Source organism: Leptospira jelokensis, from assembly GCF_004769635.1.
GTDB classification, from domain to species: domain Bacteria; phylum Spirochaetota; class Leptospiria; order Leptospirales; family Leptospiraceae; genus Leptospira_A; species Leptospira_A jelokensis.
This window is the reverse complement of record NZ_RQGH01000040.1, coordinates 53,706-79,904: the sequence shown is the minus strand read 5'-3', so window position 1 is coordinate 79,904 and position 26,199 is coordinate 53,706. Positions and strand designations below refer to the sequence as shown.

The 26,199-nt window shown below is 38.7% G+C and carries 27 protein-coding genes; 10 read left to right on the top strand and 17 right to left on the bottom strand.

Translation table 11 applies throughout. The features are described 5' to 3' along the window. Positions 1-16: 16 nt before the first annotated feature. Positions 17-406 carry a DMT family transporter gene (locus EHQ62_RS18305; protein ID WP_135645524.1) on the bottom strand — a complete coding sequence of 130 codons (390 nt, stop codon included), beginning with the start codon at positions 404-406 and terminating at the stop codon, positions 17-19. Between the two features lie 47 nt (positions 407-453). Between EHQ62_RS18305 and EHQ62_RS18300 the strand changes: the two genes are divergently transcribed. Further along, positions 454-1,293 carry an alpha/beta fold hydrolase gene (locus EHQ62_RS18300; RefSeq protein ID WP_135645522.1) on the top strand — a complete coding sequence of 280 codons (840 nt, stop codon included), beginning with the start codon at positions 454-456 and terminating at the stop codon, positions 1,291-1,293. Positions 1,294-1,472: 179 nt separating this feature from the next. On the opposite strand, the gene EHQ62_RS18295 is transcribed toward EHQ62_RS18300, so the two are convergent. Both EHQ62_RS18295 and EHQ62_RS18290 read right to left on the bottom strand, forming a co-directional pair. After that, positions 1,473-1,889 carry a type II toxin-antitoxin system VapC family toxin gene (locus EHQ62_RS18295; RefSeq protein ID WP_012389839.1) on the bottom strand — a complete coding sequence of 139 codons (417 nt, stop codon included), beginning with the start codon at positions 1,887-1,889 and terminating at the stop codon, positions 1,473-1,475. Continuing rightward, positions 1,867-2,127: a ribbon-helix-helix protein, CopG family gene (locus EHQ62_RS18290; RefSeq protein WP_012389840.1), complete on the bottom strand. Its 261-nt coding sequence runs from the start codon at positions 2,125-2,127 to the stop codon at positions 1,867-1,869. Before EHQ62_RS18290 ends, EHQ62_RS18295 begins: the two co-directional genes overlap by 23 nt. Positions 2,128-2,438: 311 nt before the next feature. Here EHQ62_RS18290 and len point away from each other — a divergent pair, with 311 nt between their 5' ends. The 3 genes from len to EHQ62_RS18275 all read left to right on the top strand — a co-directional run bounded on the left by len (position 2,439) and on the right by EHQ62_RS18275 (position 3,830). Continuing rightward, a complete protein-coding gene (gene len, locus EHQ62_RS18285) occupies positions 2,439-3,083 on the top strand; it encodes a Len family endostatin-like outer membrane lipoprotein (protein ID WP_135645520.1) in 645 nt (214 codons plus the stop codon). A 172-nt stretch (positions 3,084-3,255) separates the two neighbouring features. Further along, complete coding sequence (locus tag EHQ62_RS18280; protein ID WP_135645518.1) at positions 3,256-3,447, top strand: type II toxin-antitoxin system VapB family antitoxin; 192 nt, start codon at positions 3,256-3,258, stop codon at positions 3,445-3,447. Further along, the gene (locus tag EHQ62_RS18275; RefSeq protein ID WP_135645516.1) at positions 3,444-3,830 is read left to right on the top strand and encodes a PIN domain-containing protein; all 387 of its coding nucleotides are present in this window, start codon (positions 3,444-3,446) and stop codon (positions 3,828-3,830) included. The genes EHQ62_RS18280 and EHQ62_RS18275 overlap by 4 nt, the downstream gene beginning before the upstream one ends. A gap of 24 nt (positions 3,831-3,854) precedes the next feature. Here the strand turns inward: EHQ62_RS18275 and EHQ62_RS18270 are convergent, their stop codons facing one another. The 5 genes from EHQ62_RS18270 to EHQ62_RS18250 all read right to left on the bottom strand — a co-directional run bounded on the left by EHQ62_RS18270 (position 3,855) and on the right by EHQ62_RS18250 (position 7,755). After that, entirely contained in the window at positions 3,855-4,562 is a 708-nt protein-coding gene (locus EHQ62_RS18270) for a YqjF family protein (protein ID WP_135645514.1), read from the bottom strand. Between the two features lie 191 nt (positions 4,563-4,753). Beyond that, positions 4,754-5,095 carry a type II toxin-antitoxin system PemK/MazF family toxin gene (locus tag EHQ62_RS18265; RefSeq protein ID WP_135645512.1) on the bottom strand — a complete coding sequence of 114 codons (342 nt, stop codon included), beginning with the start codon at positions 5,093-5,095 and terminating at the stop codon, positions 4,754-4,756. After that, a complete protein-coding gene (locus EHQ62_RS18260) occupies positions 5,082-5,330 on the bottom strand; it encodes a hypothetical protein (protein ID WP_039928073.1) in 249 nt (82 codons plus the stop codon). Before EHQ62_RS18260 ends, EHQ62_RS18265 begins: the two co-directional genes overlap by 14 nt. A gap of 214 nt (positions 5,331-5,544) precedes the next feature. Continuing rightward, on the bottom strand, positions 5,545-6,972 hold the full coding sequence (gene lpdA, locus EHQ62_RS18255) for a dihydrolipoyl dehydrogenase (protein ID WP_135645510.1): 1,428 nt from the start codon (positions 6,970-6,972) through the stop codon (positions 5,545-5,547). A 42-nt stretch (positions 6,973-7,014) separates the two neighbouring features. Beyond that, positions 7,015-7,755, bottom strand: a complete 741-nt coding sequence (locus EHQ62_RS18250; protein WP_135645508.1) for a class I SAM-dependent DNA methyltransferase — start codon at positions 7,753-7,755, stop codon at positions 7,015-7,017. 77 nt (positions 7,756-7,832) lie between these two features. Here EHQ62_RS18250 and EHQ62_RS18245 point away from each other — a divergent pair, with 77 nt between their 5' ends. The 4 genes from EHQ62_RS18245 to EHQ62_RS18230 are packed head-to-tail and all read left to right on the top strand — an operon-like array spanning position 7,833 to position 12,123. Beyond that, a complete protein-coding gene (locus EHQ62_RS18245) occupies positions 7,833-9,026 on the top strand; it encodes a hypothetical protein (RefSeq protein WP_135645506.1) in 1,194 nt (397 codons plus the stop codon). 3 nt (positions 9,027-9,029) lie between these two features. Beyond that, positions 9,030-9,545 (top strand): chemotaxis protein CheX, encoded by a 516-nt coding sequence (locus EHQ62_RS18240; RefSeq protein WP_135645504.1) that lies wholly within the window; start codon positions 9,030-9,032, stop codon positions 9,543-9,545. A gap of 6 nt (positions 9,546-9,551) precedes the next feature. Then, positions 9,552-10,589: an alpha/beta hydrolase gene (locus EHQ62_RS18235; RefSeq protein ID WP_135645502.1), complete on the top strand. Its 1,038-nt coding sequence runs from the start codon at positions 9,552-9,554 to the stop codon at positions 10,587-10,589. A gap of 52 nt (positions 10,590-10,641) precedes the next feature. After that, complete coding sequence (locus EHQ62_RS18230) at positions 10,642-12,123, top strand: DUF342 domain-containing protein (RefSeq protein ID WP_135645501.1); 1,482 nt, start codon at positions 10,642-10,644, stop codon at positions 12,121-12,123. Between the two features lie 84 nt (positions 12,124-12,207). Here the strand turns inward: EHQ62_RS18230 and msrA are convergent, their stop codons facing one another. Both msrA and mtnA read right to left on the bottom strand, forming a co-directional pair. Next, entirely contained in the window at positions 12,208-12,720 is a 513-nt protein-coding gene (msrA, locus tag EHQ62_RS18225; RefSeq protein WP_135645500.1) for a peptide-methionine (S)-S-oxide reductase MsrA, read from the bottom strand. Continuing rightward, positions 12,717-13,790 carry an S-methyl-5-thioribose-1-phosphate isomerase gene (gene mtnA, locus EHQ62_RS18220; protein ID WP_135645499.1) on the bottom strand — a complete coding sequence of 358 codons (1,074 nt, stop codon included), beginning with the start codon at positions 13,788-13,790 and terminating at the stop codon, positions 12,717-12,719. Before mtnA ends, msrA begins: the two co-directional genes overlap by 4 nt. 122 nt (positions 13,791-13,912) lie before the next feature. Here mtnA and EHQ62_RS18215 point away from each other — a divergent pair, with 122 nt between their 5' ends. Beyond that, positions 13,913-14,179, top strand: coding sequence for a sigma-54 down-regulated protein (locus EHQ62_RS18215; protein WP_015676141.1), 267 nt, complete (start codon positions 13,913-13,915; stop codon positions 14,177-14,179). A 13-nt stretch (positions 14,180-14,192) separates the two neighbouring features. Here the strand turns inward: EHQ62_RS18215 and EHQ62_RS18210 are convergent, their stop codons facing one another. The 4 genes from EHQ62_RS18210 to EHQ62_RS18195 are packed head-to-tail and all read right to left on the bottom strand — an operon-like array spanning position 14,193 to position 18,415. Then, positions 14,193-14,924, bottom strand: a complete 732-nt coding sequence (locus EHQ62_RS18210) for a hypothetical protein (RefSeq protein WP_135645497.1) — start codon at positions 14,922-14,924, stop codon at positions 14,193-14,195. Beyond that, positions 14,921-16,738: a CHAT domain-containing protein gene (locus EHQ62_RS18205; RefSeq protein WP_135645495.1), complete on the bottom strand. Its 1,818-nt coding sequence runs from the start codon at positions 16,736-16,738 to the stop codon at positions 14,921-14,923. Before EHQ62_RS18205 ends, EHQ62_RS18210 begins: the two co-directional genes overlap by 4 nt. A gap of 12 nt (positions 16,739-16,750) precedes the next feature. Beyond that, positions 16,751-17,461: a hypothetical protein gene (locus tag EHQ62_RS18200; RefSeq protein WP_135645493.1), complete on the bottom strand. Its 711-nt coding sequence runs from the start codon at positions 17,459-17,461 to the stop codon at positions 16,751-16,753. A gap of 36 nt (positions 17,462-17,497) precedes the next feature. Next, positions 17,498-18,415, bottom strand: a complete 918-nt coding sequence (locus EHQ62_RS18195; protein ID WP_135645491.1) for a sigma-70 family RNA polymerase sigma factor — start codon at positions 18,413-18,415, stop codon at positions 17,498-17,500. Positions 18,416-18,460: 45 nt separating this feature from the next. Here EHQ62_RS18195 and EHQ62_RS18190 point away from each other — a divergent pair, with 45 nt between their 5' ends. After that, positions 18,461-19,375 carry a M23 family metallopeptidase gene (locus EHQ62_RS18190; protein ID WP_135645489.1) on the top strand — a complete coding sequence of 305 codons (915 nt, stop codon included), beginning with the start codon at positions 18,461-18,463 and terminating at the stop codon, positions 19,373-19,375. Positions 19,376-19,469: 94 nt separating this feature from the next. On the opposite strand, the gene EHQ62_RS18185 is transcribed toward EHQ62_RS18190, so the two are convergent. From EHQ62_RS18185 to dnaE, 3 genes are all read right to left on the bottom strand, one after another. Continuing rightward, entirely contained in the window at positions 19,470-21,365 is a 1,896-nt protein-coding gene (locus EHQ62_RS18185) for an AMP-dependent synthetase/ligase (protein WP_135645487.1), read from the bottom strand. An 82-nt stretch (positions 21,366-21,447) separates the two neighbouring features. Continuing rightward, entirely contained in the window at positions 21,448-22,551 is a 1,104-nt protein-coding gene (locus EHQ62_RS18180) for an AraC family transcriptional regulator (RefSeq protein ID WP_135645485.1), read from the bottom strand. Between the two features lie 5 nt (positions 22,552-22,556). Further along, positions 22,557-26,054, bottom strand: a complete 3,498-nt coding sequence (gene dnaE / locus EHQ62_RS18175; RefSeq protein ID WP_135645601.1) for a DNA polymerase III subunit alpha — start codon at positions 26,052-26,054, stop codon at positions 22,557-22,559. Between the last annotated feature and the right edge of the window lie 145 nt (positions 26,055-26,199).

Sequence of the window (26,199 nt, the reverse complement as noted above, 5' to 3'; positions counted from 1 at the left end):
AAAAGGTGTTTTGGAATCAAGAGTTAACGTCAAACATCTGCAAGGCGGTTAACCATACGCCTACTAAAATAAATGAAATCCCGAGCCACTGCGTAAAATTTAGTCTTTCTTTGAAAAAAATGGAAGAAGCAATCAGCACAATGATAAAACCACTGGAAGTGAACACAGGGTATGCTAATGAAAGTTTTAATCCTTTTCCTAAAACATATCGGTAACCAAGAAGTGCTAAACCAAAACTTGCAAGACCTGCAATGAAATAAGGATTGAATACTGTAAAAACAAGATTCCAAAATCCTTCTCCCGGCGAAACTTGTTTGTCCTGCATGGAAGATGTTTTGATTAAAATATTCGCCAATGCATTGAAGAATACAGCTATACAGAAGAAGAGGATGACTTGGAATTGCATGGGATAGAGACAAAATCCGATGGAAATCGGGAAGGGTCAAATAGAAAATGAAACCAAAATCCTTTCGCTACAAAAATTGGGAAACTGCTTACTTAGATTCAGAAACACCAGGACCCACAGTTATTTTTTGTCATGCCAACGGTTACAGTGCGGGTTGTTATCTTTATTATTTTGAACGATTAAAAAAACATTACCGTGTCATTGCACCAGACTTTGTTGGGCATGGTCGTTCTGAATTCACATTGCAATTCAAGAATTGGAATGTGTTCCGTGACCAAATCCTTTCCCTTCTTGACCATGAACGGATCACAAATGCAACGATCATTGGCCATTCGCTCGGTGGTGCCTCTTCTTTACTTGCTGCAAAAAAACAACCAGAACGCTTTACCAAAGTTCTTGCAATGGACCCCGTCATCCTTGGTTGGAAACTCATCCTACTTTCTAAATTTTTAGAGAACCCACTTGCCAAAGGTGCCAAAAAACGAAGGACACATTTCAAATCCATTGAGCTTGTTAGGCGGTCATTTCGAAAATTCCCAGCGTTTGCGAATTTTGAACCATCGATCTTTGAAGATTACCTAAATTCTTGTTTTGTTCCCACAGGCCACGAAAACGAAGTGAAACTCTGTTGTGACCCAAGAGTCGAAGCAAAAATCTTTGGACATGCCCACTTCCATGTTTTCAAAAATTTTTATGGCATCAAAACCGAAAACCACATTGCCATTCCCGAAACATTCGAAGTTTGTAGTCCGAAGTATGCAAACCTACTCACAAAAGTACATCCGAAGTCAAGTGTGACCATCTTTCCGGGTTTCACCCATTTTTTTCCCTTCGAACGACCAGAAGAAACTTGGAACTGGATGAAACAAATTTTAGAAATCGAGTGAATGGTAAATTGAAGTTACTCTTTTAGGAAAGAGATTGGGCGCCTCGCAGTCGTTTGGTGGCAGTGACTCTCCTTCCAAAAGCGACCGCGCTTTTCGCTCCAATCTTTCGCTTTGCGAAAGGATTTCCGCTGCAATCGCTGGCGCAATAGAAAATGGATCTATTTGGCGAACGAAATTTTTTATACATGATACAGATTTCGCAAAAACTTTCCTTTTACAGTTTTGTAAATAGAAAAATCAGAATCTATGCTAATGATATTTTCATATTCAAATTTTTCTGCAATACACATTAAGGATGCATCAGCCAAATCCATTGGTAAGTCAGAATATTTTTTCATCCGACTTTTAATATACTTCAGATCTTCAATACTAAGATTAAAGATTTGGATACCACCTCGTTCAATCCATTCCAAAAAATCAGATTGCGCTTCAACTGAGAAAGAAAGTAGGTATATAACTTCTGTTACCACAGGCCAGGAAGAAATCAATTCTCCCTTAAATGATTTCAAATATTTAAGAATTGATTTGTGAAACTTGTCTTTTTCGTTAAATAAAGCGATGATGGGACCAGAATCAATGAGTGCTACGTTTTTCATTTTTCTTCCGTAGGTTATCTTGCAGGTATTTTTTTCGATTTTTGGCTAAATCAACCATTCCGGAATTATGTTTTCCAAATAAATCTGAGCCCAATTCAAACGGAGTTTTACGATGCAATCGATTCTGTAAATATTCCAAAATTGATTGTTTTACGATTTCTGTTCGACTTTTCCCTTCCGATTTTGCAAGCGAATCTAATTCTCTTTCCAAATCTGGTGGAAGGCGTAAACTAATCATAATTCCAAACTGTAATACATATCTGTCTTACAGTCAAATCGTATTTCACACTTTTCCTGATTTTTTAATTCTCTTTATGCTTAAGCTTAGTTTCGATTTCATCCAAAACAAAACCCACCCTCGGACAAACATTAGGTGGACTGTCAATCCATCCCTACTGCATCAAAGCTTGCAAATCTCGCCCACCCCTCTTCCAAATTTTTTCGTTTGCCAATTCCCATTCCCCCCAAATCCTTCTTGCCACTGTGAAATCTATCTCTCAAATTTGGTTCTATGAAAAACGGCAAACAAATGAGACCTAACGGTATTTCTTGGTATTTCTTGTTTTTTTTAGTGCTCTATTAGGCACTTGCGAACCTTCGGAAGACAGTAACGAAGAAAACATAATACTCGCCTTACTTTACCATTCATCAACGGCTTCTGCTCCTTGTACCGAAAGGTGTCATATATTTTTAACTAGTTCAGGTACTGGTGGCAGGATCGGCATAGGAGGAATCACAGGAGCGGATGCAGTATGTAATGGAGATTTAAATCGAATCAAGGGCAAAACATACAAAGCAATGGTGACCATCCCAGGTGTGAGAGAAGCCCTCGGCAATCCGACAGGAACAATGACGTATACCGATTGGGTATTAAAAGCCAATACCTTCTATTCCAATAGCACTGACACTTCCAATACAACGGGTGCAACGACTACTTCCAACCGAATTTTCCGCGATTCCAATACAACGATGCAAATGAATTTTGCGCTCGGAACCAATGGCACTCAATTCTGGACAGGGATGACGATCACTGGCGGAAATATAGCAAATGATGTCAATTGTTCAAATTGGGCTAGTTCCAATATAGGAGTGAGTGGGGCCACTGGGGTTGTGGGAGCAAGTACAACCACGCTTGTTGATACCACAACTGACACCTGTAATATGGCAAAGAAGATTGTTTGCGTAGAGCAGTGAGTTACAGTCGCTAACAAACTTTCTTTACACTTTTCAACACTCCGAACCAGGATTTGATTGTTTACGGAAACGATTGAATCCTGATGGATCCAGACGTTTCAAAAAATGAAGACGAATCCGTTAAAAAAAATAATTTGACTTATGCATAGAAAGGAACTAATTTATGCATAGAATGAGAACTACAATTGATATTCCTGAAGAATTGGTTGCAGAGGCAATGAAACTGACCCACTCAAAAACAAAAACAGATGTGATCAAAGAAGGGTTAAAAATGCTAATTCGAAAAGAAAAATTAAAAAAATTAAAAAATTTCAGAGGGAATCTTGATCTCGAAATCAACTTAAACCAACTCAGAAAAAGATGAGTTTTGTTCTTATCGATTCATCGATTTGGATTGAATACTTTCGAAATTCAAATTCAAAAATCTCAGAAGAAGTGGATAGCCTCATAGACAATGGAAATATTTATACGAACGAAATCATTTTAACAGAGCTAATTCCGTTCATAAAAATCAAGAAAAAGTCTGAATTGATTCATCTATTAGAAACCATAGAATCTTTCAAAATGAATATTGATTGGAAACAATTGAGAGAATTTCAAATACTCAATCTTAAAAATGGCATTAATCATGTTGGAATTCCAGATTTAATTATACTTCAAAATGTGATTCAAAACAAATCCTGCTTATTCACTATGGACAAACATTTCAAAATGATGAGTCAGTTTATTCCAATTGATTTATATTAATTATACTTTACTCAAATTCCTCTCTTACAACCAAGCAAGCACCTGCACACCCGGAGAATAATGAGTCAAATCTGGTTTTGAAAAATCAGCGAGACCAAAAAATTCCGTATAACCAATGTTTAGTTTTGAAATTTCCACCTGGAACAATTCCCAGGGTTTGTGGTGCACATCCATTGCCCTTTCTTGCGAGTCCTTCCCCCGGTACAAAGAGTATCGTTCAGTAAGCCAAAGCTCTTTTGCTTTTGGGTATTTGATGGGAAGCGTAACTTGAAAATCAAGATCAATCTTACACCGTTTTCCGTTTATCTGATAGGAATTCTTTGTTCGATGGATTTTGGAATGCTGGTAGGGTAGTCCCGATGAGATTCTTGCAATTTGTGTTGGGATCCATTTTTCCGCTTCGATACTCAAAAAATACACACCAGCTTTGCCGTCTTTTTTTACATAGGTGCGTAGGTTCACCTCATGGAAGGTAGAAACGATTTGAATGGGGAAAGTAAACCTTGGATGTACTTTGTCCATAGTGAATGCAACGACTGAAATCCAATGTTCGCCTCCAAACTGGTCAAGTTCCAAATGCCTGGGAACCAAGGAACGAAGTGAATTTGGATCCACTTGGTAATGGAAAAAAATTGCCTCATTCCATTCCTGGTACCAAAACCAAGATGTTTTTGGCAATGGCCAAGGACGATGGTCTACCTGATTTAAGAGGGAATGGAGCGGTTCTTTCATCTGAAAAAAATCTGTGATACTTACAAAACAACTTCCCTAAGTTGTCCACCCTAAAGTTTGGGAAACTGGGACGTTTGGGACTTGCATAAAGCTTACGCACGCTAGGCGAATTCCAAAAGAGTATTTACCGCAGGCTCGGCGAGGAATTGTTCCCAAGTAAAGTGGTAAGTCGTTGTTATGAGTATTGCCCATTAGTCCAGAGAAAGTACTAATTTGATTCCATCTTCAATTTTTTTCATAATTTTTGTTTTCAGATGTGATGCTTTACTAATGAATCTGTCTCGATCAAGAGTAACAATTTGCGAAACATTTACGATCGAATCTTTCGAAAGATTTGATTCCTTTCGACTTAGCGGAACATTACCAGGAGCCTTCGCTAGATTCAAATTTGTTGTCAATGGGACTACAACAATTGTATTAATATTACTTTCGTTAAAGGCATCGTTTTGAACGATTAAAACAGGTCTTTTAAAGCCAGGTTCACTTCCAAAAGGAATTCCTAGATCGACCCACCAAATTTCACCACGAGTCATTTTTAAGACTCTTTCTTAAATTCGTGACAGACATATTCGATATAGGGTTATCAACTATATTTATATTATGCGTATACACTTCATTTAATTTGTCAGTTATATTTTCTTTTGAATGATTTTGAATGAATTCTTCGATAGCTTTTGCGAATAATTGACTTCGAGGAATACCGAGTTTTTTTGCAGTATTTTCAGCAGATAGGAAGAGATCATCTGGTATAGAAATAGCTGTCTTCATGTAGCAAGTATAACTGGGGTATAACCAAGTATCAAGTGCTTTTTCAAGGGATCGTCTTTTTTTCTTAATCAAATCAGAGTCATACCCATGTCCTGAGGCATTCATTTTCGAAATTAAACATAACACATTCTAAACGAGAAAGGAATCTATTTCTAAAGGACAGATGAAACTCCAATTGAAATTGACCCCTATTCCTTTCCTTTATCTTTTACCCTTATATATTAATCGCTTCACCGAGAACAGAAGCAGCACCTTCCATAATCCCTTCGGCCAGTGTGGGATGGGCATGGATGGTGTTTGCGAGTTCTTTGACAGTGATTTCCATATTGGCACCTAACGTCAGTTCCGCAATGAGCTCAGTTGCTCCGGGTCCAATGATGTGTGCACCTAAAATTTCACCATGTTTCGCATCCGAAACAATTTTCACCATACCGGTCGTATCCCCTTGGGCTTGGGCACGTCCACTCGCACTAAATGGGAATTTTCCCACTTTGATTTCATGTCCCATTGCTTTCGCTTTGTCTTCACTGAGTCCCACACTTGCCACTTCTGGATGGCAATACGTACAACCAGGAATGTATGCATAATTCAATCGTTGGATTTGGATGTGGTGTGGATTTCCCAATCGTATCGAAATGTCTTCTGCGGCGCGTATCCCTTCAGCACTTGCCACATGAGCAAGTGAAGGAGTGGGAATACAATCACCAATTGCGTAGATATGATCAACCGTTGAACGGTAGTTACCTGAATATTCCACAAATCCATTTTTTAACTTAATTCCAATTTCATCTAGTCCAATAGAACTTGTATTGGGTGAAATTCCAACACCTACGATCACCTTATCAAAGTTTAGTTTTTCTTTTTTTGCGGAATTACGATCTTGGATGGTGAGTTCCACTCCTTTCTCTGAGAGAGCGGCGGTTTCCACACCATAACTCAAATACTGTTCGATCCCTCGTTTTTTAAAACTCCGTTCCAAAATACCTGAGATTTCTTTGTCTTCATTGGGTAGGAGATGGTCTTGGAATTCTATGATACTGACTTTTGATCCCATACTTGCATAAAAATCGGCAAACTCCACACCGATGGCTCCCGCGCCGATGATGGCTAAATTAGGAATGGCTTTTGGTTCCACCATCGCCTCTCTCGCCGATAACACACGTTTGCCGTCAAAAGGTAAAAAGGGAAGGGCTTTGTTTTTGGCACCCACTGCCAAAATAAAATAATCTGCTGTAAGCAAAGAGGTTTCACCTAAATTCGATTTTACTTCGATGGTTTTGGAATTTAGAAATTTTGCATCACCATTGACCACAGTGACTTTGTTTTTTTTCATTAAAAATTCTACACCTTTCGCCATTTGGTCCGCAACGGAGCGAGAACGTTTGATCACGGCTTCAAAATCCACTTTGATATTGTCTGCTGAGATACCAAATTTCGAGGCTTCTCTCAGGTGTTCTAAAACATGGGCGCTTTCTAACAGAGCTTTGGTGGGAATGCAACCCCAATTCAAACAAACACCGCCGAGTTTGTCGCGCTCAACAACACAGGTTTGTAATCCGAGTTGGGCTGCACGAATCGCGGCGACATAACCACCAGGCCCTCCTCCAATCACGATCACTTGGAAATGGTTTGAATTGGACATACGTTCTCCCGATAGAATGGGATACCGTACAAAAAAAGAAAGTCAAGACCTCTTTTTGGCGACGATGAGCATCCGTGCGCCAGTTTTGATGTATTTTTCGCCATCATAATTGCTATACACATTTAAGATCTCAAATTTGTTTTCGTCTAAGAAATTTCGCACTTGTGGGAAATGAAACACTCGCATCGTATGTTTGTCTTTTAAATCTTTTTGATTTAAATTATATACATAATTCACTTCGACGATGGCAATGTCATCTGCCCTTGTTAAACGAAAACCTCTATTCCTACGAATGGATGTCGTGCCTTGCCTCACATTACTCACTGTCGTGATTGGCTTTCGTTTGATCCTATGGATTGGGTCTGCATTCCATATCTCTAACACCAATAAACCGGCTTGTTTTAAATTTTTATAACAATTCCTTAAAAAATTTTGAACCAAATCATCGTTGACTAAGTAGTTAAAGGTCCCATACAAACAAATCACACCATCAACAGGTTGTTTCGCAACATATGATTCCATTTTCCCAACTTCAAAGGAACAATGTGGGAATCTTGCTTTTGCAATTTCTAACATTCTAGGTGACCCATCCACTCCATGTGGTTTGAATCCCATACCCTGTAATTCTTTGATGTGTTCGCCTGTGCCACAACCAATGTCGAGCACCGTGTAAATTTTATGTCGCTTGAATGTTTCACGTAAAAACAGAATTTCTTCTGAAAACTTACGACTAGGTTCTTCGATGGTAAAATAGTACTCTGCTAATTCGGAATAGAGTTTCATTTGCTCCTAGTGGAAAAGGAAAATCAGTTTAGCGAATCCCCATTTTACCCGTTATTCTAAGTAACGGCCAAGGTACCATGAAACGATATACAATTCCTACAATTTTTTTTGCAATTGGTGTAACCCTTCAAACCCTCTTCTATTTTTCATGGGTTAGTTTCACTCTGCTCGCTGTTTCTTGCCTCCTCCTCACACTTTTTTTATACAGTTTGGATTTCCAATCCTATCCAAATGCCAAACTCCCTTCGCAATCGTACCAACCAGAAAATCCTTCCATGGAAGATGATCCATCCACATTACAAAAAATTGATTTAGAAACTGAAGTTGTTTTTGATACCAATGCCCAAACCAATTCCGATCGTTCCCATTTGTCCACAGCTTCGGTCGTTACTAACACCGAAGGGGAAGGAACAGAAACAAAAGAAATCCTATGGAAAGTGGATCCAATTTTTTATGCTCGGGAATCGGTGCGTTTAGAAGAACGAAGTTTATTTTGTGATACAATCAAAGAATTCCCTTTTTCCTTTACAAGTCCTAAGTTATCTTCCATCCAATATGTTTATTTTGATGGAAAAGATTTTAAGGAATGTTACTGGCAAAAGTCAGATATGTTGGTGGAAACAGATGACAATCCTGTGGAATGGAATGAATGGGAAGAAAATCAAATCAGAGAATCACTACCAGTCATTTCCAAAAACAAACGTAAGTTATATGTTCCTTTAACGATGAATGCCAAATTGTTTGGCTTTTTATGTTTCACTTCCAAGGAAGGTTGGGCAAACGAAGACATACAAATTTTTTGGGACGAAACAACAAACCTATCTGAAAAAATCCTTTTGAAACGTGAATATGCAAAGGTCACCAAACATCCGTTCACAAAACTTTATACAGTTTCCCATTTTTACCAATTGGCGAAAGCTTCGTTTGAAGCTTCCGAAAAAAAGACATTGGTACTTTTTAAATTCATTGAAACCAATTTCCAATCGGAACTTGCCATTGGACTCAACCAAATGGGGATCAAACATTCAGTCCTTGGCATAGGCCTTTTCCAATTAGAAGAAAATTTGTATGCAGCTCTCATTCCGAATGAACGTTTGGAATCATTTTCATCCTTTTTCCAACAATTCATCGAAGAACTGGACCAATTGGGTTATCCTTCGGAAGTCGCTTTAGGATATTCCAATCCACTCATCCCGGATTTAAAGTTTGATGTTTGGATCAAAAAAGCATACAGTTCATTGGAAGAGAGTATCCTCTATAACGCAGCTTGATAAATGGATCCACTCATTGATGAAAAATTTATTTTAACGGTTTCACAAGTTTTACCTGATCATTTTTACAAAACCTTACTTGTGTTTGCTGAGAGGGAAGCCTATGGTCCTTCTAAAAACGAAGGTCTTTGCTTTGAAAACTGCACCCTGGTCGAATTTGTAGGGGATATCAATGGTAAACTCTATTTAGCCCTTGATGGTTATACAAAACTCAAACTTTTACCAAAAATTGCGAAAGCCTTTCAAATTGATCCAACTTCAAGGGCACATTCTTCTTCCATCATGATGGAATTCGCCAATCAAATCGCAGGGAATTTAATTACAGAAATGCGACTGGGACGTTACGAAATTGATATTTTGCCACCAGAAAATTTAAACCACAAACTGGTTCCCATTTCTCTTGAACACTTTCGCCAATACATTCTGATCTTTAATTTAAAAGACCGTCGTGGAGACGAATATATGGGGCGATTGTATCTGATTTTATTGTTGGAAAAATTCCCCACTCCTCAAAACTAAAGACGAATGAAACCCTACGTTTTGGCACTCCCTCTGATTTTGAGTTATGCCGGGCTAAAACAAAAAAAGTCTCTCGAACGTAAAGAAATTACTCTTAAGGATACTGGGCGCCGTTCCTTTTTATTTTTCCCAAAAGACAAAGATCCACAAAATTTACCAGGAGTTTACCTCCAACATGGAATGAGTGCGATGGGAATTGATGACCAAAGGATCATTGATTTAGCAGAAAACATTGCAAACACAGGTTATAGTGTTATTTTACCGGAACTACCAGAGGTAAAAGCTTTAAAAATTGAAGTACAAACCATCTCGAATATCCAAAACTTGATGTTAGAGATTTACGACAATAAACAGTTGTTTAATGGAACTGACTTAGGTTATTTATCTGCAAGTTTTTCTGCGGGCATGGGCATCATTGCAGCATCCAGATCCAATACTCGTGACAAAATTAAAACCAGTATGCTCATTGGTGGGTATTGCAATTTTTTTGAAGCAGTACCTTTTGTTTTCTCTCATTACGAAGTAGATCCGTACGCTGTGTACGTCATTTTATTCAATATGTTGCATCGATTTGAACCGACAATTGCCGAGGAGTTAGAACCTGTTTATTTTGAGGCAGCTCTCGACAACGGGTTAAAACGATTGGGTGAAAATGCCAAATCCCCCATCCTCTTAGAAAAAACCAGCCTCCTTGCCAAAGAATTTTTTGAAGCAGTCCACAACGACCGTAACTTTCGTATCAGTTTGGCCAAACGAGTCCTAGACACAGTGCCAGAAAAAATGCCAGAAACCCTTTCTCCTTACTACCAACTCGAAACGTTGAGTGGTCCCGTGGCCCTACTCCACGGAAAGTCCGACCCCGTGATCTCCAAAGAAGAATCAGAAAAGCTCGCCCGCCTTTTCCAGGAAAAAGGGATTTTACACGTCCACAGAACCTCAACCGCCCTCACCCATGGGGACAGCCTACCCTTGCATTCCCAAATCTTTGGGGTGCCGGCCCTCCTTCAAACTTTTGGCAGTTTTCTGCACTGGTTGGAACGATAACACTACAGAAATTGTCGTTTCTCCTAAGAATTCTGCCGATATTATTGTCAGAATGGACGTAAAAAATGCACCGGACTTCAATCCGGAACGGGGACTCAAGATCCAAATCTCCGAGGATCGACTAACTGCTAATTTGGTGGTCAAACCAATTTGGTTGTTAGGGGGATCTATGAGCAATATACTTATTTTTGAGGCACTTGATAACGCTACCATTCATAGGGACCGCATTTTGATGAAAGATGTGGACCAAGCCGCTGCAGAAATCGCAAAAATTCTAAAAGACCCTGAGAAGGTAAAAGAGGAATTTACCTTTGTTGTGGGGAAAGGAATTCCCGCCAAACAAGGGGAAAGTGGTTGGATCAAATTTTATTTTCCAAGAGCCCAGCGAGTTGTTCTAAAAGAAGACGGCTCTGCAGATTTTCGTAATATCAATAAATATGTGCATGTCAAAGAAGGCGAAAAACTTGCTACCTTATTTGAAGGAGTCGCTGGGGAACAAGGGGTCGATGTTTTAGGAAATCCCATTTACCCCAATCCCATTGATCGACCAAGGTTAACACTTGGTAAAAACGTTTTGCCAAAAACAATTGATGATCCTGAAAAACCTGGAAGGCAATTAAAAGAATACTTTGCCACACTCAGTGGAGTGGTTTTTTCCACAGATACTTCACTCACCGTTTCACCTGAACTCAATATAGAAAGTAACATTGGACTTGGTACGGGCAATATCAATTTTGAAGGTACCATCCGTGTGAAAGGAACCATCGAAGAAGGAGCCGTTGTCAATTGCCAAGGGTCATTGTATCTGGATGGGAATGTTGAATCATCTGATGTAATCGTTGGAGAAGATTTAGAAGTAAAAGGTGGCGTTAAGGCAAAAGGCAAAGGAGTGATCCGAATCAAAGGAGACCTTCGTGCAAAGTTCATTGAAAACGCTAACTTAGAAATTGATGGTGATTGTCTCATTGAAAACTTCATTTTGGGAAGTAAAATCCTCTGTTTAGGAAATATCATCCTTACCGGTGAATCATCCTCCATCATCGGAAGTGATCTCGTTTCTTTCCAAGGTATCACTGTTTCTTCTCTTGGTTCATCTGCGCAAATGGATACAGTTGTTGAAGTTGGATTCCATTATAAGAATGACAGACTTCTCACAGAAGGTAGTTCCAGACTGACTGATATGGAAAGAGAATTGGAAGCACTAGTGCCAGAAATCCAAAAGATCAAAGAAGTGGTGCAACGTTCTCGTGGAAAACTTGATGAAGCGCGAAAAGAAAAGTTCAAAGAAATTTTTGATGCGTATCAGAAAAAAAATAAAACTGTCGAATTACTCAAATCAAAAATTGAAGAACTAAAAGGGGCACGTTATAACCAAGACAATGTAAAAGTTGTGGTTCGTAACACGGCTCACCCGGGCGCTGTGATCAAATACAGAAGGCAAGTGGAAAAAATCACCAAGGCCCAATCTGCGTTTGTGATGAACTTTTTTCCAAACCAAGAAAAAGCGATGCTCACTGCCTTCAAAGGCAAATAGACACTCGGCTAACAAACAATCGATCTCATCCATTGGTCAATGTCGTAGAATGGATTGGAATCGATCGGTTTGGATCTCTGTTACTTAACTTAACTTCAGTCCCAATTTCTTTAATTTGGGAAAAATCACGTAGTGGCAATAAGGGTTTTGTGGGTTTAAGGTAAAATAATTTTGGTGGTAGTCTTCTGCTTTGTAAAACGTGGGGGCAGGCGAAATCTCTGTGACGATGGGATCGGGGAACATAAAAGCATGTTTCCGTTTCGATTCTACAGCCAATTCTTTTTGTTTTTCATTTAAATAGAAGATCACGGAACGATACTGTGTTCCCACATCATTCCCTTGCCGGTTGAGGGTTGTGGGGTCGTGCGAAGCCCAAAATATTTCTAAAATTTTTGAGTATGAAATGACCTCAGGGTTAAATTCAATTTCAATCACTTCCGCATGACCAGTTGTTCCAGTGCAAATGTCCTTATAACTTGGATTTGGTGTTTGTCCACCCGCATATCCAGAAACAACGGAAATCACACCAGGGATGCGAAGGTAAACCGCCTCCGTACACCAAAAACACCCACCACCTAAAATCGCTTTTTCCGTCATACTTTCTTTAGACGAGTGGAAATCTCTGTGGGTACAAAACACCCTAATTCTGTTATAAAGTTTTTGATAAATTTTGCCTTTGTGATGTCGAAAGACGGATTGAGAGCCCTGGCACCAAAGGGTGCAGTTTTCCCTTCAGGCAATAAATAGTTTCCATCACTAGTTTTCAAAAAATCGAATTGGGTCACTTCCGATTCCTTTCTCATTTCAATGGGAATTTCATCCCCCGTTTTCAGATTAAAATCAAAACTATCTTTTGTGGCACATACATAAAAGGGAACATTGTGTTCATGGGCCACAATCGCTAAATTATACGTACCAATTTTATTAGCAGTGTCTCCATTGGCCGCCACTCGGTCACATCCCACAAGCACTGCATCAATCTTTCTTTGGTTCATAAGCCAACCGGACATTCCATCTGTGATGATATAACACTCGATCCCCTCCTCCATCATCTCAAATGCAGTGAGCCTAGACCCTTGCAAAAACGGACGAGTTTCATCGGCATACACAATCACTTTTTTCCCTTGGTCCCGAAGGCTACGGATGACACCCAGCGCTGTGCCATGACCGGCAGTGGCTAAAGCCCCCGTATTACAATGGGTTATGATATGAATTTCATTTTGGTCTTTTGGGAAAAGATTTGCCCCATTTTCGCCTAACATCTGATTGGCTCTCAAATCTTCCACCATCATTTCCAAAGCATAAGATTCCCAGACCCTTTGGATCGATTCCCAATCGGTTTTCCCTTCGGACCTTTTTTTTGCCTCTTTTAACGCAAAACTAAGATTCACCGCAGTTGGTCTAGACTCAAACATTTGTTTGATGAGTGAATCCACTTCAACTGAGGAAAGATTTCCTTGTTTCTCTTTTGCTCCAAGTGTTAACCCAAATATTCCCGTAATGGCAATGGCAGGCGCTCCCCTAACTGCCATTTCACGAATGGCAACAATGGTTTCCTCCATGGTGTGGATTTCCAAAAATTCTTTTTTTCCTGGAAGGGCTCTTTGGTCGAGAAGGGAGAGATGAGTGGATTTCCACTGGATGGGTAAAAATTCGGGTTGGGGCATCTTTCCATTTTTTTTGTGCGATGCAGGAAAAAAATGAAAAAACAGGTTGACAAATCCGTGTGCAGCGCACAAAAAGAAGTAGTGCATTGCACAAACTAGAAACCGAAAAAGGGGAAATGAAAATGGAACAACAAGTAAAAGACGGATTAAACTTTATCTTAGGCGCAGTGAACACTGCAAAAGTAGAAGCAGAAAAAGCTTTCTCTACAATCAACACAGAATTCCAAAACTTGGCAGCGAAAGGTGCTCAAGACCAAAGCGAAGTTTCTGTAAACCTCAGAAAATATGTTCAAGAAGGTCTTTCTCAAGTAGAAACCATCATTGGAAAAGCAAACACTGTTGTAGCTGAAGCAAAAGCAAAAGTAGCAACTGTTACTTCTAAAGCATAATCCAAATCACTTATCAAAACCCGGATATTTCACCTCTATTCGGGTTTTTCTTTTCCCACTCTAACTTCCAATCCCACCACTCCGATCCAAGTTCTGAATTGAAATAAGATTCAACATCTTCTAAACTTAAAAATGCATCATAATTGATTTCAAATGAAGTGAAATTTTTAACACTCGAAGTAAGCAAACGTATCCGAAATAATGCAACTAATTCCAAACGATAGTGATGGAACATATCTTCTGTATTCATTTGTTGGTGAGAAAAAAACTTTTCTACTGCATTTGTAAAGATATGGTCTGCCGATAAAAATGAATATTCAATCGAATCTTTTGCTATCTCCACAAATAGGTTTTCCCATAGATCCGCAAGGGCTCCTTCCTTCGTTTTACAATCATAAGCTTGGCAAATCGAAGTCCCATAAAAAGAAAAATTTTGGCTTTTGGGGTCACCAGTATAGATAGGATGGATCATACAACCTATCCTTTGTTTGGTGTCATCTACATATCCCAAAAATGGACAATTATAAGTCATGTCATCCTTTTTAGAAATTTGGGATTCTTTTGTTTCTCTTTCTTTTCTATAGATAGGAAAACTATGCCTAACTTCAAAATCAACAGTTTGTTTAAATTCAGCGGTTCTTTCTAAAAGTAAGGTTTTGTATTCTTTCGTTGTAAGTTTTAAGTTAAAAAGTCCACAACAGGCACCACAGGAAACATTCCCTTTATCTGGATGGCATAAACTCAACTCTGTTTGGCTCCAAGAACAAAGGGAATTAGTCCATTGAATACAAGTTCCAAATCACCAGTTTCCTTTTTTTCTTTGAAGTAAGTTTGGAAAGGGATTACCATTTTTCTACTTTCGTGTAATAACACCAAGTTGCCTTTCTGGTGGGACAATTGTTCTAAAAGTTTTTCCCTTGAACCATGAGAAGTTGGATAAAGATACGAAGGTTTAATCCCTTTAAAGTAAAAATGTGGATTGTTGTTTTCTGATACAAGTAAGATGCTAATTCGCTCTAGTTCGGCAAATTCAAGTAACATATTTTCTAAAAAGAACTGGAGGATGATTTGGTAAGATTCTAACTCTTCCGTTTTTATATCCCCTTGTTCCCAACCTTCCATCCAACCTAAAATTTTAAATATGGTTTCTTTTTGTTCGTGTAAAACAGGAAGTGCAGTTTCAAAAATACTCGTGATTTTTAGTTTTTGAAAATCCCATACACAACTATAAACGAGTTCCCACCACTTTCTAAGTGTAACTGCATCATCTAAGTTATTTGGAATGGATTTGTTCATTGCGTGGGAAGCATGGTCACTAAACACAATCATACCAACAACTTGGCTAATGGCTTCAAACAATCGAATCAAATTGATCAGATTGGTTTTATCGATCGTTTTGGTTTTATTTAAGTTTGCACATTTAGAATACGCAAGTGAAATGGGTGTGGGATAAAATTCCAAAACGGCAGTGGGATTCAGGATTTTTGCAGAATGGAAATTCCTTCTTTCCTTCACAAACATAGAAAAGTCTGGGTTTCCATATAAGGAATAATTTGCCCAAGTCAAATCATTGGCATGGTAATTCCTTCTTGCAAATTCTTTAGAAAGGAATAAAGACTCACCTACTGATTTATCAGAAAATAAATATGTATAAAATCGAACTGTAAAGTCAATGGTTCGTTCATTGTCCAAAATTTCCCAATTGGTACCCACAAAGGTTTTGATACCGGCAGTTAAAAATGCACCTGCATATTGGTTTAAGATATTAGTATTGAGTTTTTTGCCCGCTGACTTCGCCGACATACAAGAGTTAGAGAATACTAAATCAGTTTCAATCCCTGTGGATTTGATTTCCCTTGCTTTTAATACTTTTCCATCTGACAATAACCAACCATTTTCAAGAGAATCGTCTGAAAAATGTAAGTGCCCCGAATAATGGATGATATGTTTGTCTTTGATGAGAGAAAGTAACTTCAGTTTGGTGACTTGTTTGCCACCAATAAATTCAAGTTCTAAAAGATGGTTAGGAACTTTTTGGCTCAGGACAGAAAATAATACTTCCCCTTCTTTTTGCGCATGGGATAAGTCTTCTGTCGGATCGGCAATGATGAGCATTTTGATTTTTCTGTTTTCTTGGTGAGTGGACCTGTGAAGCCCACCTCGGATCGTTTTCCCGATCCGAAATTTATCCGATAAAAAACGATTTCCATCATGCAGAAGTTCCCAGGGTACAAGGGCAAGAGTGGGATCAATATTAAAATGGATACTTTGTTTGTTTGTGTTTTTTAATTTTTCAATGATGGAAGTAGGGAAAAACTGTTGGTAAAACGTTTCCCCAAGCACCTTCAAGTCTTGTAAGATATCAACATTTAGAACCTGATTGGGTTTGGATAAAACGGATTGGGAGACATGCACTAACCTCTCCACTTCCCCCAAATATTCCAAAATCAAATCATCGTCTAACGTAGATTGAATGTGAGATTCTTCGACTGGCAGATTGTCTTCTAAAACATTGAAGATATTGACATTGCCTACACGATCGATGATAAGGGAGAGCATTCTCCCTTGAAGCTATCCAAGGAGAATGGACAAGTCAAACGATTTTGAATGATTAGGGCCAACAAACTCTATTGTATAACTACCTGGTATTAATCCTGAAAAACTAGCACTGCCATCCAAATTGATTTTATTGGAAAGGATGAAACGTCCGTCCCGACGCAAATTCACTTGTTGGAATCCAGTGACTCCCTCTGCCTTCACAGAAAGATACACTTCCCCTTCGTTTTCTTTTACGATTTGGTAGTAAAACTTTTGGTTTTCCTTCGTGGTCTCTTCAAAAATCACAGAGTTTGTGTCGTTGGAACGTACGTCAGTCGATGCCGAGCGCATCGCAGGAGCAAATTCCAAACTTTCCCGGATCTGCAAAGAAGAGATCAGGCTATCAATCACACGGATCCCCGATTGGGAGAGGCGGATGATGAGATTGTCCTTTTTTTCAGGTGCAGTGAGGTTCTTTTTTGTGTATTCTTTTAGGAATTCGGGGAGTGCCAAAGGAGAACGGTGAACCGTGTTCTCTGCTTTTTGTAAGGCAAAGGCTTCTGCCAATGGGTGGTCGACCATCGTTTCCAAACGGAGAGCGGCAAAAAAGGATTCCTCACAAAACGAATAGGCGTCCCAAAGGTCTGGGTGGTCTTGCAACAGAGCCTCACTCGGAAATTCACCCTTTAGGAATAAATCCCGAGCCAATTCCAATGATTCTACGTTAAAGTCCTGATGTTCCATGTGGCGCCTCCACGATAGTAAGTATGACGAAGGAAATCACGACTCTCCCGCAACCGAATGCATTTTTTTTTGCATTTTTTCGAGCACCCGGAGCAAGGTCACACTCACCCCACCTTCGGAAATCCCTAAGATTCGGGCAATTTCTCGGTATGGGGTCCGCACGAGGAAGTGGCCTTTTTGCTTTTTCTCAATCAGCTTTTTACGTTGTTCGTACTTCTTCGCAAGTGCATGGTCCAATCGTTCTTTATAATATTGCGCTTCTACACTGTCCCCTTGTGCCTTTTGTTTTTTCTGTTCCTTCAAATCGAGAATATTCAAATACAAGGAAGTGATCTTGTCTTCCATTTTGAGATTTTCTTCCTCGCGATGGGATAAATCCTCACGGAGTTTTAGAATTTCGATACGGATCTCTTCCTCGGAACGTTTTGTTTTTTCGGCAATGGAGTGCAGTTCCTCTGGATCTAGGTGGAGGTAGTAGATAAATGATAATTTGAACACGATTCGATTTTCCATTTTGATGGAAGAAAGAACGGATTGGAATTGGTCAGTTGCGTCGAGGGCCATTGCCAACGCATCGGCTCGTTTGTCCGGTTCATCTTCGATGGTACTGTATTCTTTCCCTTCTTGGTTGACCTTGGAAATGGTTTGGGTTTTCACTTCTCGTTTGGTGCGTTGCCAATCAATGAGAAGGTTTCGCAATACGGAAAAAAACCAAGTTTTAAAACTGGATTTCCCCACAAAACTTTTGAATCGTTTGCCTGATTTCAATCGTTCGAACGCATAAATATAATAATCACTGGCATCATCTTCCGTTAGATGGAAAACACGAATCGGGAAATTATAAATATCCTGGGAATAAAGATCAAAGAACTTCTGAAGGGCGATTCCATCCCCTGTCCCACATTCTTTGACAAGTTCTAAAATTTCTTCTGGCGAATAAGAAGTCTGATTCATAAACTACTTTCCTAAAAATGAACCCATAAAGAGACTTCTAATAACATGAAACGTATTGTTGTGATTTTCGCTCTTCTGGCAAGTTTTATTTTCGCTGATGGACAGAAGTCTGATGGGAAACCTGAATTTGTTTGGCCGATCCAAGGGTTGGAACTTTCTGGCCTCATCACAAGTACATTTGGAGAATCGAGAAAGGATCATTTTCACAATGGTTTGGACATTTCGTCTGTCCTCCAACCCGTTCGTTCCATGGGAGATGGTTTCATTTTGTACTCGCGTTATGCGGAGGACAACCCCTTTGAGGATGAAAGAGGATCTGGTAACATCGTTTGGGTCGCGCATAAAAATGGTTATGTGAGCGGTTATTACCACTTAGGTGGAACGAGGAACGAACTCGTAAAAAACCAAACACAGGTGAAGGCTGGGGATTCTCTCGGAATTTCTGGGAACACCGGACACTCCACAGGTGGTCACTTACATTTTGTGTTAGGAAAAGATTATGGAAAAACTTTATTAGATCCACTCTCCTATCTGCCACCTGTAGAAGATACCATGCCTCCTCAAATTGCCAATTTATTCATCCATGTGGGAGAAAATTACACCAACTTGAATGATGGTGATAACATCAATGTTTCCAAAGCCTTTCCACTTACCGTGAGTATCATTGATGGTGGAATCAAAAATAGCCAACGTCGTGGCATCAGAGATGTGAAGTATCTCTTCAATGGCGAAGTGTATAAAAAAGCAAATTTTGAGTCCTTACAATTTGATGGTTCCAAATGGAAAACAAAAGATGGACTTAGTTTTGACGATCTCTTTTTCAAAGATCGTTATCTCGTTGGTGTTCTGAATTTAAAGGCCGGTGAAAACACCATCAAGGTGCAAACAAAAGATTTTTTTGGTCACGAGTCAGAAAGAAACTTTAGCATTAACATTACAAGGATTAGTGGAGGAAACTAATCCCTCCACAGATCCTTGTACTTTCCTAACGTTGGATTTTCATGAGAGCGATTGGAAACAAATCCAATTCCATTCTTACATTCCTATTTGAATTTTAAGTTTTATCATAAATGGAATGGATTTGATTTTTATATTTTTCTGTGATCACATGTCGTTTGAGCGATAATTTTGCAGTTAACTCATCACCTACCTCAAAAGGTTTTGGAATCACAACCACACCAACAACGCGCTCAAAAGATTTGAATCCAGTTTGTGAATTGATTTTGGATTTGATTTCTGATTCCATTTTTTGCAAAATTTCTTTGTCTTTCCAAAATTCACCCTTCGGTTCTGTCTCAAATCGATTCATATTGGGATAAACAAGGGCAGAAAGAAATTTTTGGTCTTGGCCCACTACCATACATTGGTCAATCCATTCTGACTCTAATATTTTAGATTCTATTGGGACAGGTTCCACATTTTCACCACCTAAAAGAACAATGGTTTCTTTGGATCGGCCAACAATCCTTAAATGATGATTGGATGTATATAAACCCAAATCTCCTGTGTTCAACCATCCATCCACCAAAACCTTGTTTGTTGCATCAGGATTTTTATAATAGCCAGCCATAACCTGTTTGCCTTTTACATGGATTTCACCTTTCCTTCCATACACAAACATACCAATTTCTGTGTCTAAAAACACTTCACCTGACTGCAAATCGACGAGGCGTAAATCTGTTTTAGGAAATATTTTTCCCACAGAACCAGGAATGATTTCTTCAAAGGTTCTCATCGCAAGCACAGGTGCTGTTTCTGTCATCCCATAACCTTCTAAAACAGGAATGCCAATCATGTTAAAAAACTCATCCACATGAAACGGTAGTGCGCCACCACCAGAACAAGAACCTCGGAGTTCACCTCCAGTTGCCTTTCGAATTTTGGACAATACCAAAAAATCAAAAATGAAAAATGGTAAGGCTACAGAAAAAAATCGAACGAGGTGGAAAGAAAACCGAAGCCATTGTTTCCAAAAAGGAACTGGATGGATATCCAGTACATTGCCTGTAATGATTTGTCTTGAGTGAAAAAATGATTTCGCAAAGAACATTGAAATTTTAAACATAGTTTGTTTTAATTGCGATGATTTATTCAATGTTCCAAGTATTCCCGAATAAATACTTTCCCACAATCTCGGTGCGGAAGCCATAAAATTTGGTTTCACATATTTCAAATCATCTTTTAAAGTTCGCACACTGCTATAGTAAGTACAAGCTCCGTAAGACAAACTGAAGATTTCGAAGATACGTTCAAAGATATGCCAAATGGGTAAAATCGATAATGTTTTGTCTCCTTTTCTCAAACTCAAAGGCAAATGATTTAATTGGAAAAGGATGTTTCCATGAGTTAACATCACTCCTTTCGGTGTTCCTGTTGTACCAGAGGTGTAAATCATCGTAAACAAATCAGATTCTTTAATCGTATTGTTTAAGAACAATTCATCCGAAGGATTATCTTTTCTTTTTTGACTTCCAATCAAAACTAAGTCTTGTAAGGTTCTAATTTTAATTTTTTTAGATCTAAGATTTTTATTTTGTTTTGGTGGGTAAAACAAAATGATTTCTTTTATAAACTCTAAATCCTTTTCCAATCGAATCACTTTTTCAAAAACGGTTTCGTTTTCTACAAAAAGGATTTTGGATTCAGAATGGTTTAGAATGTATAATATGTCTTGGTCTGTGACATCCGATGCCCTCGGAACATCAATGGCTCCAAGAAGTGTGATTGCGATACTAGTTTGGATCCATTCATATGAGTTGTCGGCAAAAATCGCCACTTTGTCCCTTTCATACAAACTCCCAGTTAAACCAGTAGCCAAGTCTTTTGCATCAGTTAACAATTCATTGTAAGTTTTGAATTGATAATTCCCAGACCCCAATCTCGTCGCAAATGCATTTTTTTGCCCAAACCGTTTGGGTAGGTCTAAATAAAAATCTATCATGGTTCGCATTTCAATTCCTCTTTCGAATAGAAGAGTAACCTATAGAAAAAACTTTGTCGTCCCCTAGAATTCTTTGAGACTTTTAAAACACTTATTTTGGGTGTTTTGATTGTTTTCGAAAATCAGTGGGTGTAACTCCTACCTTCTCTAAAAACACTCGATTAAAAGTAGACTTCGAATTGAAACCTACAGCATCAGCAATGGAAAGGATGGTTCGCTCTGTAGGTTCCAATAAATAACGTTTTGCCTCTTCAATTCTGTATTGATTGATGTATTGGTAAAATCCGAATCCATACCGTTTGTAAAAGTATTCAGATAACTGCCCTGATTTTACACCCACTAACTCAGCAAGTTTAGAAAGATTTAAATCCTCATCACAAAATACTTTTTCCAACATTAATTCATATAATTTTTGATCTATGGTTTCCAGTGGGACAGAAACAAGTTTGGATTTTTCATATTTGCTTTTTTGAATGTTATCTCGTACATCAGAAACAAATGGTTCCCATAACTCACGTGTAAAATAATAAAAATACATCAAAATGGGCAATAGGTAAGCACTCAACTTCCGAAAAAAAGGAATTTGGAAACCAAATCCGATACTTCCAACCAACAAATCGATCCAAATCAATAGTATAAAAATAGAAGAGTATATCGCACGTTTGGTGAAAAAAACTGACAAAACCACATTTGGGATCCATTCTCGAAAGAGAAATATTCCAACCGACAAGAGGATGGCAAGTTTGATTCCAAAATTAAGACCACTCAGTATGGATCCATATTCCGAAACATGGATTGTATTTAAGATTTGAATCCTTGCCTCATTTGATTCCAAATAATAAGGAATTAAGAAAACAATAGAAAGAATGGGTGGAAAAAACCCCATCCATTGGATTTTTATCTCTTTTTCTAAAAACAAATATTCCAAATAATGATACAAAAACGAAGCGGATAAAAACACAAAAGGAATGTGTAAAAAAACAATCACCGGAAGGTAGAAATAAAATCCAGTGAACATAAATGCTCCGGTTAACAACCATAAGCCTGTAGAAAATAGAATGAAAGACCAAACTAAGTCGGATTTTTTACGATTTTTGATTAAGTTTGATAAAGACCAAATGATACAAAAGATGGCACCTCCGCCCATCCATAAAAACTCAATTAGTAAGGTTGAAGAGATCGATTCTGTTGCCACAGAACTTACCCGTAAACTCTCACTTCTTCCCCTACTGTATAACGCACAGCACCTTTCCCCAAAATATCGGTTAACATTTTCATTAGATCCGTGGTGATTTCAATGGAAAAATGGTCATGGGCACGAATGACTTTTTTTTCATCTCCGTTTCCGACGAGATGGAAAAATACGGAAGAAGCACCCCGGTGGACAGATAAAATGTCTTGGAGTTTTAAGATCACATCCCGATTTTTTTCTTCCTTCATATTGATTGTCAAATGAAGGGTTTTTTCCATTTTCTTTTCAATGGTAACAGAGTTTAACTCTTCAAGTTTGTTAACGATGATCTGACCCTTTAACTCTGATTCGTCGGCATCAATTCGTTCCAAAATGCCTTTAATAAAAACTGTGTTGTCTTCTGTGAAAAGATGTTTGAATTCTGCATAGGTTTTTGGAAACGCTACACATTCGATTTCACCAGTTTGGTCTTCCAACATAAAATTCACAAACTCTTCTTTTTTCTTGGTAAGTTTGACTACCTTTTTGGAAAGTACACCGGCGATTTCAACTTTTGATTTTGGACGGACTTCTTCCAAATTTTCAATTGATGTTGGATTTAAGGATTTTAATTGTTCGGTAAATTTATCTAATGGGTGACCAGATAAATACAAACCAGTGGTTTCTTTTTCGCGACGGAGTAATTCATCTCCACTCCATTCAATTCCATCTTTTGGTAAATTTAAGTTTTCTTCTGTGCCTCCGTTGGCACCGCCAAACAAAGAAAATTGGCCTTCTTTTTCCTCTGCTTGTTTTTTGTTTGCATAGTTAATGATAATATCTGTGGATTCAAATATCGTTTTCCTTGTGTAACCAAAGGAATCGAAGGCTCCACCTTGAGCAAGTGACTCTAATACTTTTTTATTTGCCAATCGAGTGTCTAATTTTTTTGTAAACTCACTTAGTTGTTTGTAACCACCAATTTCATTTCGATTTTTAATGATATTTTCAGCAGCAAGTTCCCCTACACCTTTAATGGAAGACAATCCAAACCTAACCGTTTTGTCGTCAGTAATTTCAAAGCTAATTCCAGACTCTCGTAAGTCAGGACCAAGGATTCGAATCCCCATATCTTTCGCATTGTTAATGTACTTCACAACATCAGTGATTTTGGAATGATCACCCGAAAGTAGTGCGGTTAGATATTCGATAGAATAATTTGCTTTTAAGTAAGCCGTTTGGTAAGTCACAAAGGCATACGCAACCGAGTGGGATTTGTTAAATCCATACTCACCAAATTTTTCTAATTGTTCAAAGAGCTCCGTTGCTAACTTTTCACTGATTTTCTTTTCAACGGCTCCTTTTACAAATTTTTCTTTTAAGGCAGGTAGTTTGGATTTGTCTTTTTTGGCCATCGCCTTACGAAGTACATCCGAATCTCCAACGGAAAACCCACCCATAATCCTTGAGATTCCCATTACCTGTTCTTGGTAAACAATTACACCGTAGGTTTCACCCAAAACTTCTGCTAAACTTTCGTGAGGGAAAACTACTTTTTTCTTCCCGTTTTTGCGCTCCAAATAGTCATCCAACATCCCGGATCCCATTGGACCAGGTCGATATAACGCAAGCAAGGCGGCGATTTCCTCAAATTTTTGTACCTGAGCTTTTGCAAAAAGATCACGGATACCTGAGGAAGAATCTAACTGGAATATACCAAGAACGTTTGCTTTTCGTAATAAACTAAAAGTTGCTGGATCATCTAAAGGAATTTTATCCAAATCAAGTAAAATACCATGTCTTTTTTCGATGAGTTTAGTGGCGTGATGGATCGTTGTTAAGTTTTTTAAACCTAAAATATCCATTTTAATGAGTCCCACTTGTTCCGACATATTTTTGTCGTACTGAGTGACAATCGAACGGCCATCTCTGCCAGGTTCACTAACTGTTGAGAGTGGAACAATTTCTTCCAACGCGGTTGGTGCAATGACAACACCTGCCGCATGTCTTCCCACCTGACGATAGTTACCTTCTAATTTCTGCGCAATGGAAAATACTTTTTTATTAATTTCAGATTTTTCTGCAATATCGCGAAGGTCTTTTGAAGTTTCAACAGCTTCTTGGATGGTGATTCCCAACTTTTTGGGGAATAATTTACTCATCTCATTGACTTCAGAAAAAGGTACATTAAAAACCCGTGCCACGTCCTTGATGGCAGCCTTTGCAGCAAGAGAACCAAAGGTAATGATCTGGCCCACGCGGTTTTCACCATACCGATGTTTGATGTAGTTGATCACTTCTTCTCGGCGTTCTACACAAAAATCCGTATCAATATCGGGCATATCCTTACGGTCTGGGTTTAAAAATCGTTCAAAGAGTAAATTATAACGGATTGGGTCTACGTTTGTAATGCCTAGGGCATAAGCGATGATGGAACCTGCTGCGGAACCTCGACCAGGACCGACAGGGATTCCCGTTCGCCTTGCAAAATTGATATAATCCTGAACAATGAGAAAGTAACCAGCGAAGTGCATATTTCGAATGGTTTGCATTTCAAATTCGGTTCTTTCTTTTACAATTGGTGTGATCTCTTTGTATTTATCTAAAATTCCTTCCCACACCAATTTTTCTAAATAACTATCTGTATCATAACCTGGTGGCACTTCGAAAGGAGGTAATAATGGATTTCCAAATTGAAAATTAAGCGAACATTTATCACGAATGGCAAGTGTATTATAAAATGCATCCAGATGATTGGGAAAAAGTTCCTTCATCTCTGCGGGAGATTTCACATAAAAATTTTGGTTAAACCCAAACCGCATTTCATCATCAATATTTTTTCGCATTCCAATACGGAGCAAAATGTCTTGGGCTTCTCTATCATCTTTGGTTAAAAAGTGAGAATCATTGGTTAAGACAAGAGGGATTCCAGTTCGTTTGGAAAATCCAATAACAGCGTCTGCTACTACCTTTTGTTCAGGAATTCCATGGTCTTGGATTTCCATATAAAAATCTTCTTTTCTAAAAATCTCATGCAAACGACCAGCTAACGCATACGCCTTGTCTTCTTTCCCTTCTAAGATTTTTCTGTTGACTTCGCCTGCAAGACAAGCAGTCAAACAAACGAGTCCTTCACTATGTCGTTCTAATAAATCATAATCGATACGTGGTTTGCGATAAAATCCTTCTGTAAAAGAACGACTTGCAAGTTTTATGATGTTTTGGTAACCAACTTCATTTTTGCATAAAAGAATGATGTGGTAAGCACCACCATCGGCAATTTCGTCTAACTCGGTTTCGGCACTGCGGGAAGGGGTAACATAAAATTCACAACCAATGATGGGTTTAACTTCGTGTTTGACTGCCTCTTTGTAAAATTCGATGGCACCATACATATTTCCGTGGTCAGTGATGGCGACAGAACTCATACCAAGTTCCTTCACTCGTTTCATCAAATCACTGATTCGAATGGCTCCATCCAACATGGAATAGGTCGTGTGCAGATGCAGGTGGGCAAAATCTTCCATGGCTTGGTGACATAGTAAAGCCAATGCCCCCGTACGTAAAGCGCCCCAAGGGAAGGATTTTCGATTTTTTTAGGCCCAAAATGCCAATTCCCAAACCCGCCAAATCCATCCAAGCCCAAAAACGATGGAAGAGATAGACTCAATC